The organism is Actinoplanes sp. NPDC051537 (genome assembly GCF_055586105.1).
Genome location: NZ_JBVJIU010000003.1, coordinates 506,223 through 519,987, shown reverse-complemented (window position 1 = coordinate 519,987; position 13,765 = coordinate 506,223). Strand labels below are relative to the sequence as shown.

Below are 13,765 nucleotides of genomic sequence, written 5' to 3'. Positions count from 1 at the left end.
CCGAACTTCATCGGAATCGCACATTCCTTGGTCGTGCTAGCGATGCTCGGAAACAATCGCCGCGTGACCGCACGCATCCTCGTGGCCGACGACGACGCCAAACACGCCCAGCTCATCCGCCTGTATCTGGAACGTGAAGGCCATCAGGTCATCACCGTCAGTGACGGCCGGGCGGCCCTCGACGTCGCGCGCGCCCGCAAGCCCGACCTCGTCGTGCTCGACGTGATGATGCCCCTGGTCGACGGCCTCGACGTCTGCCGCATCCTGCGCGCCGAGTCGGACATCGCGATCCTCATGGTCACGGCCCGCTCGTCGGAGAACGACATGCTGCTCGGGCTCGACCTGGGCGCCGACGACTACATGGCCAAGCCGGTGAGCCCGCGCGAGCTGACCGCCCGGATCCGGGCGCTGCTGCGCCGGGTGGGGGCGGTGGGCGAGCCCGATTCGCTGGTACGGGTGGGCGACGTCGAGGTGGATCCGGACCGGTTCGAGGTACGCGTGCGCGGCGTCCCGGTCGTGCTGACGGCCAAGGAGTTCGCGATCCTCGAGCTGCTCTCGCGCGAGCCGGGACGGGTCTTCACCCGTACCCAGATCATCGACAAGGCGTTCGGCTTCGAGCAGGACATCTCCGAGCGCACGGTCGACGCCCACGTGGTGAACCTGCGCCGCAAGATCGAGGAGAACCCGGCCGAGCCCCGCTACGTGCAGACCGTCTACGGCCGCGGTTACCGGATGGCCGAGCAGTGAGTTTCCGCTTGCGGATCTTCCTGCTGGTCATGCTGGTCGCGGCGACGGCGATCGGGGCGACCGCGTGGCTCACCCTCAACCTGACCTCGCGCGAGGTGGCGCGGGCGCTCACCGCGCAGAGCCGGCACCGCGCCGAGATCATTGCGGAGATTCAGCGGTACGGGATTCTGCACGGCGCCTGGCCCGGCGTGAACCGCCTGATCGCCGGCCTGTCCGACCGCACCCACCTGCACATCCAGCTGCAGACCGAGAAGGGCACGGTGCTGGCCGACTCGGACACCGAGGCCACCCGGACGTCGGGCCCGGTGCAGGCCGTGGCGTACGACATCATGCCCGTCCCGACCCCGCAGATCCGGCCGGTCAACGCCGAGGCGCTGCTGCCGCCGGCGGTCTTCCCGAAGCTGCACCTGGTGCCCAAGACCCTGTTCGGACCGGACCCGACCGACGTGCTCGACGGCAGCCCGCCGGCGCTCGTGCTGCGGCAGGCCGCGCAGTACCGGGCGGCCACGATCCTGGTGCGCTGCCTCGAGGAGACCCGCGGCGACGCGCCCGTGCTGCCGAGCGACCGGGCGCCGTACGCGACCGCGGCCCAGCTGGCCGCCTCGCCCGAGTGCACGAGCCGGGCGACCGACTCCGTCCTCGGCGACCAGGCCTGGTTCGACCGCTACTGGTCGTACTACGCCAAGTGCGCCGAGGCGCGCGGCGACGGGCTCGGGCTGACCAGCAGCACCTGCCTCACCGGCGCGTTCACCGACGTGGTGCGGGCCGGCGGCGCGCCCGACCCGCTGCGGCTCTACCTGGGCAGCCGCAACACCGTCGAGATCAGCGACTTCGGGCAGCCGGCCATCGCCGGCGCGGTCGGGCTGCTGGTCGTCGCGCTGGCCGGCACGTTCTTCATCGCGCGGCAGGTGAGCCGCCCGGTGGGCCGGCTGACCGACGCGTCGCAGCAGGTCGCCGAGGGCCACCTGGACGTGCGGGTGCCGGCCGGCGGGGGCCGGGAGCTGAACCGGCTGGCGGCGTCGTTCAACGCGATGGCCGAGGCGGTGCAGCGCAGCGAGGAACGCCAGCGGCAGCTGGTCGCGGACGTGGCGCACGAGATGCGTACGCCGTTGTCGAATCTCCGCGGTTATCTGGAGGGCCTGTCCGAGGGGGTGATCGAGCCGAGCCGGGAGCTGTTCGCGTCCCTGCACGAGGAGACCATGCTCCAGCGCCGCATCCTCGACGACCTGCAGGTGCTGGCGATGGCCGAGGCCGGCGACCTGACCTACCGCCGGACCCCGACCGACCTGGCCGACCTGGCCGCGAACACCGCGACCGCTCATCGCGCGGTGGCCGCCGAGGCCGGCATCGACCTCGTCGTCGAGACGCCCGCCCCGGTCTGGGTCGAGGCCGACCAGGACCGCATCCGCCAGGTGCTGGGCAACCTGCTGACCAACGCGATCCGCTACACCGACCGGGACGGGCGGGTGCTGGTCACGGTGGCGGCCGAGAACGGCGAGGCGGTGCTGACCGTACGGGACACCGGGGTCGGCATCGCGGCCGGCGACCTGCCGCACGTCTTCGACCGGTTCTGGCGCGCCGATCCGGCCCGGCAGCGGGCGACCGGCGGCACCGGCCTGGGGCTGACCATCGCGTACCGGATCATCGCCGACCACGGCGGCCGGATCGAGGTCGCCAGCCTGCGCCACATGGGCACCGTCTTCACCGTCTTCCTGCCGCTGATGCGCCCGCCCGTCGCGTAGCACGACTACCGATCCGCCGGAAAGGTTGTCCGCGAATCCGGGCGGGGGCACCGGACCCGTTCTCCAGGGTCGGACACCGGCTCGCGCCGGCCCGGTGGTGCCGCAACGTGGCACGGATGAACGCCACCACCCTCGACGTCCACGACCGGCTGAGCGATCTGCACGCGACGTACGCGATGCCGCTGCTGGGCTACCTCTCCGGCTTCACCGGCGGCAGCCGGCACGGCGCCGAGGACCTGCTCCAGGAGACGATGATCCGGGCGTGGCGGCACCTCGAGAACATGCCGGCCGAGCCTGACGGAACCCGCCGCTGGCTGTTCGCGGTCGCCCGCAACGTGGCCATCGACGCGATCCGCCGCAAGCGCTCGCGGCCGGCCGAGGTCGACCTGCCGGACACCGACGCGGTGCCCGACCGCGACGCCGACAGCACCCCGGAGACCGTGCTGGCGGTCGACGCGATGCGGTCCGCCATCGGCGCGCTGAGCGCCCAGCACCGGCTGATCCTGTCCGAGATCTACCTGCGCGGCCGCACCCTGGACGAGGCCGCCACCCAGCTCGGCCTCCCGATCGGGACGGTCAAGTCCCGCATCCACTACGCCCTGCGCTCGCTGCGCCTGGCCGTCACCGGCCGTCCCGAGCCGGCGGCCGCCCGCCGGTCGAAGGCAGCCCCGCGACCCGCCGCATGAGCCCCTCCACGCCCGGCAGGTCGGGCGTCGCCAGGTGCTGGAGCAGGTGCCGCCGGACGCTGCCGGCGTAGGTCTCCGCCCGGGCCCGCAGCGCCGCCCGCCCGTCGGCGGTCAGCATCGCGTGCCAGCCGCGGCCGTCGGTCAGGGCCGGCTCGCGGCGCACGAACCCCTGCGCCTCCAGCTTCTCCACCAGCCGGCTCGCGCCGCTCACCGACAGGTTGCAGGAGCTCGCCAGGTCGCTCATCCGCAGCCGCGTGCCGGGCGCCCCGGCCAGCCGGGTCAGGACGATGTACTCGGTGAGCGTCTGGCGGTGCCCGCCCATCAGGTCGGCCTCGATCCCGCGCTGCACCACCACGGCGGCGCGCAGGAACGCGTCGGCGACGTCGTGCTCGGCGGCGGAGAGCGGCTCGGTCGTGTCCACACTCCCCAAGACGTACCGGGAGCGGCAAAGTTCGGCGTCAGGCCGGCCCGGCGATGACCGATGCCAGCTCGCGCCGGGACGAGATGCCGAGCTTCGTGAAGATCTTCCGGAGGTGCCACTCGACGGTTCGCGGGCTCAGGAACATCGCCGCCGCGATCTCGGCGTTCGACTGCCCGGCCACCCCGAGCCGGGCGATCTGCGACTCCTGCGCGGTGAGCTCGGACCGGGGACCCGGAACCGGCCGGTTGACCAGCTCGCCGGCCGCCGCGAGCTCCCGTTCGGCGCGGCCGGCAAAGGCACAACAGCCCATCTGCCCGTACGCCGTGAAGGCCGCCCGCAGCTGGACGCGGGCCTCCGAGCGCCGGTTCTCCCGCCGCAGCCACTCCCCGTAGAGCAGCCGGGCGCGCGCGATCAGCTGCCCGATCCCGCTCGCCGTGAGCCGCCGCACCGCCTCCTCGTACCGCGCCTCCGCCTCGTCGGGCGGCGCGACCAAGGCGTCGGCCAGCGCCAGCGCCCCGAGCGCCCAGTCGGTGCCGGCCGGACCGGCCCGCGCCGCCAGCCGGTCGCGCGCCTGGACGGCGACGGCCGGCTCGCCCGATCGCGCGGCGGCCTCGACGAGCTCGAGCAGCGTCCACGAGTGGTAGCCGGGATCGGGGTGCTCGGCCGCGGACGCGGCGGCGGCGAGCGCGGCCGGATAGTTGCCGAGTCCGTTGTGGAGCACGGCCTCGGCATAGCCGGCGATCCCGAGCAGCCGGCCGTCGCCGCGCGCCCGGGCGTCCCGGGCCGCGTCCTCGATCGGCCCGAGCGCGGCCTCCTCGTCGCCCCGGAACGCGGCCAGCAGCAAGGCGATCGACGGGTCGTACGCGAGCCCGGTGGCCGCCGCGACGGCCCGGCCCTCGTCCAGCGGCCCGGCCACGTCGGCGAGCCGTCCCGCGTACAACCGGTCGGCCGCCCGCAGGTTCAGCGCGGCCGGCAGCCAGGCGCGCGCCCCGAGGTCGCGGGCGGCGCCGGCGGCCCGATCGGCGAGGCGCCGGGCGGTGCGGTCGTCGAACAGGTCCAGCGCGAACGCCGCCGCCGGCCACAGCAGGTCCTCGTCGGCGGTCATCGCGTCCAGCGCCCGCCGCAGCGGTGCGGCCGCCGCCGCGTACCCGTCGAGAATGTAGGTGGTCATCCCGGTGAGCAGAAGGCCCCGGGCGTCGTCTGCCGGCGGCAGTCGGCGGGCCGCCGACGCCGCCCGGCGCAACGCGTCGCCGCCGAGCCGGCCCGCCCGCAGGGCCGCGCCGATCGCGTGGAGGCAGGCGTCCCGGGCGGCCGCCGCATCGAGGGGTTCCAGCTCGGCGGCGGCCTCGAGCAAGAGCGGGATCGCGGCGCCGCCGGGGTTGACGGCCACGGCGATCGCGCCGCGCAGCGCCGAGATCTCGGCCCGGCGCACGGGATCCGCCGTCTCCAGCTCGGCCGCCGCGGCCAGGGCGGCGGCCCGGGCGGGGGCGCCGGCGTCGAGCTGCGCCCGGGCGGCCGCCGGCAGCAGCCGGGACCGGCGACGCGTGTCCCCGGTCAGCTCGGCCGCCCGTTCGAGGAACGCCGCGGCCGCCGCCCGGCCGCCGCGCTCCTGGGCCCGGCCCGCGGTGCGTTCGAGCTCGGCCGACACCTCCTCGTCCACGCCGACGGCCGCGGCCGCCAGGTGCCAGGCCCGCCGGTCCGGGTCGCTCCGGGGGTCGAGGGCGGCGGCGAACGCCCGGTGCACGGATCGCAGCTCGGCCACCGAGCCGGCGCGCCAGGCGGCCCAGCGGGCCAGGGGGTGGCGGAACCGCACTCGCAGCGCCACCTCGACCAGTCCCGGGATCTCGGCGGCCAGGGCGGCGGTGGGCTCGACCTCCAGCAGCTCCATGACCCGCCACAGCAGCGCGATGTCGCCGACCGGCTCGACGGCGGCGGCGAGCAGGAACGTACGGGTGGCGGCCGGAAGCGCGGCGATGCGGCGCCGGAAGTCGTCCTCGGCGCGCGAGGGAGGCGGCGCCGCGTCGCGGTGGGCGAGGCCGAAGGCGAGCTCGGCCGGCGACAGGGCGCGCGGCAGCTCGACGAGCGCGAGCGGATTGCCCCGCGTCTCGGCGACGATCCGGTCGCGCACCCGCGGGTCGACCGGGCCCGGCAGCACCGAGTCGAGCAGCGCCCGCGCGTCGGCGTCGGGCAGGCCGCCCAGCCGCACCTCGGGCACGTCGCCGAACACGCCGTCGGCGTCCGGCGAGCGGGCCGCCAGGATCAGGGCGACCGACGGGGCCTGGAGGCGGCGGGCGACGAAGCACAGGACGGTCCCGGACACCGGGTCGAGCCACTGGGCGTCGTCGATCAGGCAGACGAGCGGCCGTTCCGCGGCGGCCTCGGCGAACAGCCCGAGCACGGCCAGGCCGACCAGCATCGTCTCCGGCGGGTCGCCCGCGCTCAGCCCGAACGCGGCGGCCAGCGCGTCCCGCTGCGGCCCCGGCAGGCAGTGCAGGTGCCCGAGCAGCGGGGCACAGAGCTGATGCAGGCCCGCGTACGCCATCCCCGACTCCGGCTCGGCGCCGGCCGCCCGCACGACGTGTGCCCGCTCGGACCGTTCCGCGAGCCAGTCGAGCAGCGTGGTCTTGCCGGTCCCCGCGTCGCCGCGCACGACCAGCGCCACGCTGCGGCCGGCCCGCAGCTCGCCCGGGACGCGGTCGAGGGTGGCCCGCTCCGCGTGGCGGTCCAGCAGATCCGCTCTCACCCGGTCCTCATCACGCGCCGTACTTGTCGTACGCGACGGTCCAGTCCCCCAGGCCGTCCCACACCGGCAGGCTCTTGGGACTGTGCGTCACCTCGACCACGTCGCCGACCATGAAGTTCCGGTAGACCCACTGGGCGTCGGCCGGGCTCAGGTTGATGCAGCCGTGCGACGCGTTCGCCTGGCCCAGCTGGTGGTTCCAGGGCGCCGAGTGCAGGAACTCCCCCGAGTACGAGATGCGGGTGCAGAACTCGACGTCGTCCGGCTCGTAGTAGAACGGGTTGTGCGGGTCGGTGATGCCGTAGCTGGCCGAGCTCATGCTGTGCGTCCGCTCCTTGGACAGCACCACGTGCGCGCCGCCCTGCGTCCAGAAATGGATCTTCTCGCCGTTCGCGATCGTCGTGTAGCCGCCCCGCCCGTTGCTGCACGCCATGTCCCGCACCATCGTGCCGTCGACGTAGACCTTGGTCCGGTGCGTGGCGTTGTCGCTGACGGCGACCAGCGCCCGCCCGATGGTGAAATGCGTCGAGGCGTTCGCCCCGCCGTACACGCCCTTGCCCAGATCCACCCCGAGGGCGTCGACGCTGACCCGGATCTTCGTGCCCTTGGCCCAGTACTTCTTCGGCCGCCAGTGCACGATCGACTTGCTGACCCAGAAGAACTTGCCGTCCACGGCCGGCGTCGTCACGACCGTGATCGCCTTCTCGGCCGCGGCCCGGTCCGAGACCGCCGCACCGAAAGCGACGATGACCGGCTGCCCCACCCCGTAGGTGCCGCCGGTGTCGAGAACCGAAAGCCCGTTGGCCTGGAACGTGATGCCGGCGACCGAGGCGGGTTCGACCGTACTGAAGGTGGCGGTCTTCTCGACGCTCGCCCCGCCGCCGTCGACCACTTCGGCGGTGACCTTGTAGGTCTTGCCGTAGGACAGGTTCCCGGTCGAGCGCCAGGTCACCCCGTCGGCCTGCACCGCGCCGCCCAGCTTCTTGCCGCCCGCGACCACCGAGACGGCCTTGAGCGTGCCCCCCGCGACGGCCACGACGACCGGCTCCCCCGGCGACACGTCCTTGGCCCCCGCCGCCGGCGTGACGGTCACCTGGACCGCCGCGGCCGGCCCCTCCGAGGGCCCGTCCGAGGGCGCGTGCCAGGTCCCGGCCACGGTGTTGATCTCGGTCCCGGCGCCGCCGCCCGCTTTCCCGGCCGACGAGCAGCCGGCGGCGGCGAGCCCGGCGGCCGCCCCCAGCGTGCCGAGAAGAAGCGTGCGTCGGGAGGCCCGGAGCCCGGGCCGAAAGGTCGCCATACCCTGCAAGACCCCCGCCCCGAGGCAAAGGTTGTCAGCGGTTCCGATCTTTCTGGCGCCGAACAACCACACCGACGACCTCGCGACGATCGGGCCCGTTCGGAATCTCCGAGGCTGCTCCAGCGAAACGACAGAGCCACCCAGGATGCGACGTTCACCCCACCTGCGGTCGAGCCCGCTGCCCCACCACCCACACACGCGGTTCGCGCCGGGGCCCTGAAGCCGTGAGGTCCTGTCCCGCCGTCGGTTCGAGTCGCCCTCGGCCTGGCGGCGAGCGTCGTTCGCAGGGTCACGCCAGCTGGCGCGGGGCAAGAGGCATTCGTTGGTCTGCTCGGCCAGCACCGCGCCGACGAGGCGGATGATCGCGGGGCGGTTGGGAAGATCCCGACGACGTCGGTGCGGCGGCGGATCTCTTTGTTCAGCCGTTCCTGTGGGTTGTTCGAGCGGATCTGTCTCCAGAGCTCGGTCGGGAACGCGGTGAACGCGGGGATGTCGTCACGGGCGTCGTCGAGGTGTTCGGCGGCATCGGGGAATCGTTCGCCGATGCCGGGCACGCGGATGAAAGGGGCTTTGACGGCGTCGGTGCCGGGCTGGTCGAAGATCGCGCGGACCAGGCCGCGGTGGGCATCGGAAATCAGGAGGCGGACCCCGGACAGACCCCGGGCCGTCAAGGACCTGAGGAAGGCGAGCAGCCCGCGCTGTCCTCATCGCTGGAGATCCCCAGACCCCATACTTGCCGGCTGCCGTCAGCAATGACGCCGACCGCGACCTGGGCGTGCACGTTGATCGTGCGGCCGTGTTCGCGGACCTTGATGACCAGCGCCGCGCAGATAGCTGGTGGCACCGCACAGGGCTCGCCGATTCCAGACGCTCGCGCAGCAGCCCGGCAACGTTCAAACTCGGTTCGGCGGCCATCGCACACCAACTCGGTGGACGGGGCCTTCGCGCGCGCCGCCATCCTGCTCGGTGCGTGGTGACGGCCGGAGAGGGCACCTGCCGGCGTCGGCGACAGGCGTGCGCGATCCCTGGGGCCGGGTGGCCTGGACGGCATCGCTGCGGCCCGCGAGGGCGACTTCCGCGGGACGACGTTCATCCGGCCGGGACCGACGTCCGGCCGCCAGGGCCCTGAAGCCTTAAGGCCCCCATCCCGCCGTCGGTTCGAGTCGCCCTCGGCCTGGCGGCGAGCGTCGTTCGCGCGAACCGCCAGCCTGCTCGGTGCGTGGTGACCGCCACTGCCGGCGGGGCGGCGTTCCATGGCATCGACGGCCGGGCTCCGGAAATCGTCCGGGCGTTCGAGGACCCCCAGAATCATCGCGATGCGGGTCTGCGCCTGCAGCGGGATGAACGTCAGGGATTCCTAGAGCGCGGGCCGATCCGTCATCGCCGGGTCGGGGTGGCCGGGCGTGATCTCGCGGGTCAACCGCAAATGGTTCGTGGCCGCCAGGTTGGTCAACAAGCGGACGGCCGCGCCGTCGGCGGGGCCGGACAAGGTCACCGAGCGGAGCTTCGGGTTGCGCGGGTGGGACGGCAAGTTCCGGGCCACGCGCACGTACTGCGACAACGCCGCGAACGACAGCCCGCCCTCGAAGTGGTCCGGCAGGATGCGGTTCCCATACAGGACCGTCAGTGGCTTGACCGCCCGGCCGAACGCCGCCGGGGCGTAGGTCGGGGATACGGCGACCAGGTGGGCGACGGCGTCGGGGCGGCGCTCGGCGAGCCAGGTCGCCAGCACCGCGCCGTCCGCGGCGCCCACCACGCCTACGTCGGCGCCCAGGCCGGTCGTGGTGTTCAGGGCCTCCTCGGCGTACGAGACCAGCTCGTCGGCGCGCACCCGGGCGTGCCGCCGGGGTGATGTCAGGCCGTGCTCGGGGGCTCGCGGCACGTACACGTTGTAGCCGGCCGCGTAGTAGGTCTGGGCCAGGCCGGCGAGCTCGGCGGGACAGGCGGCGTAGCCGTGCAGCATGAGCACCGCCTTGGCCGTGCGCCGCGGGTGCAGCAACGCCCGGGTGCGGCAGCCGGGCGTCACGTCCTCGTTGCGGGCGTCGCCGTCGGCGGCGCCCACCGCGCGGGAGCGGGCGGCGGCGAACGTCAGCGTCGCGGGGGTGCCGTGGGCGAGGCGGGCGCTGTGCAGCGGCCACGCGTACACCGCGGCGATCGCCACCAGCAGCAGGGCGACCGGCTCGCCTGCGAACCAGGCCAGGCGACGGAGAAAGTTGCGCACGACATCACGACGGTTGCCGGGCGGGATTTGTTCAGTCAATCGCGCGAAGTCGAGCGAGAACCGGCCGGGCGGACGCGATTCCCGGTCCGAGCGGGCGGAAACGCTCACCTTTCGCCGGGGGCGGCCGAACGTGAGCCCTTGACCTGTGGTCGCGGTCACGGGCCGAACCCTCAAGTGGCGCCGCCCCTCGCCGATCCTGGTCACCGACCCCTGGCCCGTCCAAAAAACGCAGGACTCGAAAGGTCACCAGTGCGCCTCCCCCCAAGCGTCACACTCGGCATGGCCGCGGCCGTGCTCTGCGGCAGTCTCAGCGGCTGCGGCAGCCTCAAGGAGATAACCAGCAGCAGCAAGCCCCTGATCGGCAAGACCGCGACGACGAGCCCCACGGCGTCGCCCTCGCCGACGGCATCCCCGAGTGCCGAGGCCGTCGCGGCCAAGCTGCCCGTCCGCCCCAGCGGGCCGCTGGACACCGGCTCGGTCGTCCACCGCGTCAAGCAGGGCAGCTTCACCGTCCAGCTGACCTACTGGACGTCCGACAACGCCAAGCTCTACACGGCCGAGTCGCTCAAGACCCTCAACGTCGCCGCCCACATCGAGGACGCCGACAGCACCCACCGGGTCACCATCAGCACGTTCCAGGTGACCCAGGACGACGGCACCAAGCGCGCCGTGGTCAGCACCGACAACGGCAAGTTCGACATCACCCCGCCGTATCCCTACAACACCGTCGTCACGGTGCCGGCGGCGACCACGGGAGCAACGACGCTCACGCTGACGGTCCGGATCGATCTGCTCGTCGAGACGGCGCCGGCGTCGAACAGCTACTACCGCTCCACCGCCCTCGACACTCTGACGTTGCCGCTGCTCACGAATGGTGCCGCCGAATGACCGACCACAGTCCCGGCCTGCGCCGGGTGACCGACCGCCAGATCCTGCTGCCGCGCAGCGCGAAGGCGGGACCGCTGGCGCTGCCGCCGGCGCCCCCGATGCTGGCCGAGCTCGAGGCGGTCGAGGCGGTCTCCGGCGAGATCGCGGCCGGCCCGGCCGGCGCCACCCCCCGCCACGCCACGATCAGCTGCATCATCCCCTGCTACAACGAGCAGGACACGATCGCCGACGTCCTGAAGAGCATCCTCGCGCAGACCCGGCTGCCGGACGTCATCCACGTCATCATCAACAACACCGACGACGACACCCCCGAGATCGCCCGCGGCTTCCAGGGCCGGCACAGCCGGATGGTGAAGGGCGAGGAGTTCGTCACCGTCGTCCAGGTCCACGACATGGGCTCGAACCCCGACAAGAAGGTCGGCGCGCTCAACTACGGCTACTTCCTGTCGCGCGGCTTCGACTACATCCTCGGCGTGGACGGCGACACCACCCTGGCCCGCGACTGCGTCGAGCGGCTCGAGCTGGAGATGACCGACGACCCGCGCATCGGCGGCCTCAGCGCCATCTACAGCTTCGACAAGAGCCGCTACAAGGGCCTCATGGCGCGCTTCCTGGTGGCCGGCCAGCGGGCGCAGTTCGCCGCGTTCAACATGGACAACCTGTTGCGCGGCCGCAACATGGCCGTGCTCGGTGGCCAGTGCAGCCTGTTCAGCGTACGGGCGCTGGAAATGGTCATGATCCGCCACCACCAGCAGGCGCCGTGGGTCCGCGACAGCGAGGTCGAGGACAGCAAGCTCTCGCTGCAGATCAAGGACGCCGGCTTCAGCACGAAGATCAGCGCCTCGGCGCGCGCCTGGGTCGGCCCGATGACGAACCTGCGGGCGCTGCACGGCCAGCAGGTCAAGTGGAACTTCGGCGCCATCGACCTGTTCTGGCCGGGCCAGCGCGGCGACAACAAGGGCCAGCCGCTCCACCCCAACCTGCGGCTGCGGTGGTACGAGAACATCTCGATGCTGTTCAACCTGTCCTCGCGGATCGGCTTCATCCTGCTGCTGGTCGCGGCGCTGTCGATCCACGCGTTCGTCTTCAACCCGATCTGGCTCATCCCGCCGGCCATCGCGGCGCTGCTCAACCTGCGCCTGGCGCTGGCCATGAAGGACAAGAGCGCGTCCGACCTGGTGTACGCGTTGATGATCGTCCCGGCCGAGCTCTACATGTGGATCCGGATGGGGCACTTCGTCTCCGCCTGGACGCAGTTCCTGGCCCAGACCGACAAGGACAACTGGGCCGCGCAGGCCAACGCCGAGAAGGGCAAGGGCTCGGCCTACATCATGCCGCTGGTCGTGCTGCTCGCCATCCTCGGCGGCGCGATCTATGCCTGGAGCCAGCAGAGCGTCGCGGTGCAGTCGGCGATCCTGTCGCTGGGCTGGCCGGTGCTCTACCTCGCCACCATCGCGCAGACCGTCTTCATGCTGCGCAAGCTGGTCCGCCGGCACCGCGGCTTCGCGGTCTGACCGACCCCAGGGATGCCCGGCCGATCGCGGCCGGGCATCCCTTTTGCCCTTGACCGTAGACCGAACGTTCTATCTAATGGGTAGACCAATCGTTCTACACATGGGGGACGTCATGATCCTGCGCGACGCGGATGCCCTGGCCGAGCACTACATCGGCATGTGGGTGGAGCCCGACGCCGCCCGGCGCCGCACGACCATCGAGGAGCTGTGGGCGCCCGGCGGCGCGCATCTGCTGGAACCGCCGGACGTGGCCCGGGCCGAGGCCGACCGGCTCGGCGTCACCGGCGCGTTCGAGGCGGTCGGGCACGACGCCATCGAGCGGCGGGTGACGACGGCGTACGACGATTTCGTCGCCGGGCAGAAGTTCACGTTCCGCCTCGGCGGCAAGGCCCACCGCCTGCGCGACACCGTCATGTTCCGCTGGGAGTCGGTGGCCGGCGGCGAGGTGGTCGGCGGCGGCGTGGAGTTCCTCGTCCTCGACGCCGACGGCCGGATCGCCGTCGACCACATGTTCCCGGGCTGAGCCGGCCCGGCGCTCAGGGCACGCCGAAGAAGCGGTCGTACCAGGTCATCTCCACGTCCGGGTCGGCGTTCGCACCGTCGTAGGGCGCATCGAGCAGTTCCCGCGGGACGGTCCGGAAGGGAACGGCGGCGACCGCGTGCTCGATCCGGGCGGCGTCGTCCGGGTGCGCCGGGGGCACATCAAGACCTCCGAGCACGCCGTACGTCGCCAGATCGCCGAAGTTGCTGACCACCACGTCGATCCCGAACCGTTCCCGGGACCGCTTGGCGCGGGTGGTGGTGAACCGCGCCGGGATCTCGATCCGCCCGAAGGCGGCGGAGTCCTGCTCGGGGCCGCGGCCGGCGGCGAGTGAGCGGCGGTAGGCGGCACTCAGCCGGGCGGCCAGCCGATCGAAGCGTTCCTGCGCGCGGGCGCGGTCGAAGCCGTGCGGCACCTCCCAGCCGACCCACTCGCCCCGTCCGACCGGCGCGTCCAGGCCCCGCATCACGGCGAGCCAGTCGATGTCCGGGTCGGCCGCGGGGCGGGTGGGGACGGGCACGTCGGCGAATTGCTCCCGATCGGCGACATCCCGGACGCGTACGAAATCTGCGTATTCCGCACCCGCCAAGCCGGCGCCGACCCACCTTCCGGCCGACGCACCGGCCGTCTCCTCGGCCAGCCGGACGGCCGCCTCCGGGCCGTCCACGACGCCCAGCTCGCGTCCCTCGCCCACGTAGGCCCGGGGCGCCGGATCGAGCGAGGGCAGCGCGGTCAGGTCGCGGATCCGGTCGTCGTCGCGATCGGGCGCGGTGTGCAGCGAGACGCGGAACCGGCGCTCGCAGGGGCGGATCGCCACCCAGCGCACGGCGCGTGTGCCGCCGACGACGACGCCGCCCAGGAACTGCTCGATGTCGTCGCCGCGCCTCAGCGCACCGATGGCTGCCGATCGATCGAGAGGGGCCACCGGGCGAGCGTACGCGTCCTTGATCACATCGGTGAGCCCGCCG

Annotated in this window: 11 protein-coding genes and 1 pseudogene; 6 read left to right on the top strand and 6 right to left on the bottom strand. The window is 73.0% G+C overall.

Going from position 1 to position 13,765, the window contains the following annotated elements; genetic code table 11:
• Positions 1-42 precede the first annotated feature (42 nt).
• From ACZ6TB_RS09270 to ACZ6TB_RS09260, 3 genes are all read left to right on the top strand, one after another.
• Positions 43-747: a response regulator transcription factor gene (locus tag ACZ6TB_RS09270; protein ID WP_465552350.1), complete on the top strand. Its 705-nt coding sequence runs from the start codon at positions 43-45 to the stop codon at positions 745-747.
• Positions 744-2,489: a sensor histidine kinase gene (locus ACZ6TB_RS09265; protein WP_465552347.1), complete on the top strand. Its 1,746-nt coding sequence runs from the start codon at positions 744-746 to the stop codon at positions 2,487-2,489. The genes ACZ6TB_RS09270 and ACZ6TB_RS09265 overlap by 4 nt, the downstream gene beginning before the upstream one ends.
• Before the next feature lie 116 nt (positions 2,490-2,605).
• Entirely contained in the window at positions 2,606-3,175 is a 570-nt protein-coding gene (locus ACZ6TB_RS09260) for a sigma-70 family RNA polymerase sigma factor (RefSeq protein ID WP_465552345.1), read from the top strand.
• Here ACZ6TB_RS09260 and ACZ6TB_RS09255 read toward each other — a convergent pair.
• The 5 genes and pseudogenes from ACZ6TB_RS09255 to ACZ6TB_RS09235 form a co-directional block, all read right to left on the bottom strand.
• Positions 3,111-3,596 (bottom strand): MarR family winged helix-turn-helix transcriptional regulator, encoded by a 486-nt coding sequence (locus ACZ6TB_RS09255; protein ID WP_465552343.1) that lies wholly within the window; start codon positions 3,594-3,596, stop codon positions 3,111-3,113. The genes ACZ6TB_RS09260 and ACZ6TB_RS09255 overlap by 65 nt on opposite strands.
• A 37-nt stretch (positions 3,597-3,633) precedes the next feature.
• Positions 3,634-6,339: a helix-turn-helix transcriptional regulator gene (locus tag ACZ6TB_RS09250; RefSeq protein WP_465552341.1), complete on the bottom strand. Its 2,706-nt coding sequence runs from the start codon at positions 6,337-6,339 to the stop codon at positions 3,634-3,636.
• Between the two features lie 10 nt (positions 6,340-6,349).
• Positions 6,350-7,633: a L,D-transpeptidase gene (locus ACZ6TB_RS09245; protein ID WP_465552550.1), complete on the bottom strand. Its 1,284-nt coding sequence runs from the start codon at positions 7,631-7,633 to the stop codon at positions 6,350-6,352.
• A 318-nt stretch (positions 7,634-7,951) separates the two neighbouring features.
• Positions 7,952-8,456, bottom strand: a pseudogene (locus ACZ6TB_RS09240) (transposase); the annotation flags it as partial.
• A gap of 534 nt (positions 8,457-8,990) precedes the next feature.
• Positions 8,991-9,854, bottom strand: a complete 864-nt coding sequence (locus ACZ6TB_RS09235) for an alpha/beta hydrolase (RefSeq protein ID WP_465552339.1) — start codon at positions 9,852-9,854, stop codon at positions 8,991-8,993.
• A 279-nt stretch (positions 9,855-10,133) separates the two neighbouring features.
• Between ACZ6TB_RS09235 and ACZ6TB_RS09230 the strand changes: the two genes are divergently transcribed.
• The 3 genes from ACZ6TB_RS09230 (at position 10,134) to ACZ6TB_RS09220 (ending at position 12,779) form a co-directional block, all read left to right on the top strand.
• Positions 10,134-10,742: a hypothetical protein gene (locus tag ACZ6TB_RS09230; protein WP_465552337.1), complete on the top strand. Its 609-nt coding sequence runs from the start codon at positions 10,134-10,136 to the stop codon at positions 10,740-10,742.
• Positions 10,739-12,256, top strand: a complete 1,518-nt coding sequence (locus tag ACZ6TB_RS09225; protein WP_465552335.1) for a glycosyltransferase family 2 protein — start codon at positions 10,739-10,741, stop codon at positions 12,254-12,256. Before ACZ6TB_RS09230 ends, ACZ6TB_RS09225 begins: the two co-directional genes overlap by 4 nt.
• 100 nt (positions 12,257-12,356) lie before the next feature.
• Positions 12,357-12,779 (top strand): hypothetical protein, encoded by a 423-nt coding sequence (locus ACZ6TB_RS09220; protein WP_465552333.1) that lies wholly within the window; start codon positions 12,357-12,359, stop codon positions 12,777-12,779.
• 13 nt (positions 12,780-12,792) lie between these two features.
• Here ACZ6TB_RS09220 and ACZ6TB_RS09215 read toward each other — a convergent pair whose 3' ends face one another.
• Complete coding sequence (locus tag ACZ6TB_RS09215; RefSeq protein ID WP_465552332.1) at positions 12,793-13,722, bottom strand: hypothetical protein; 930 nt, start codon at positions 13,720-13,722, stop codon at positions 12,793-12,795.
• Positions 13,723-13,765: the final 43 nt, after the last annotated feature.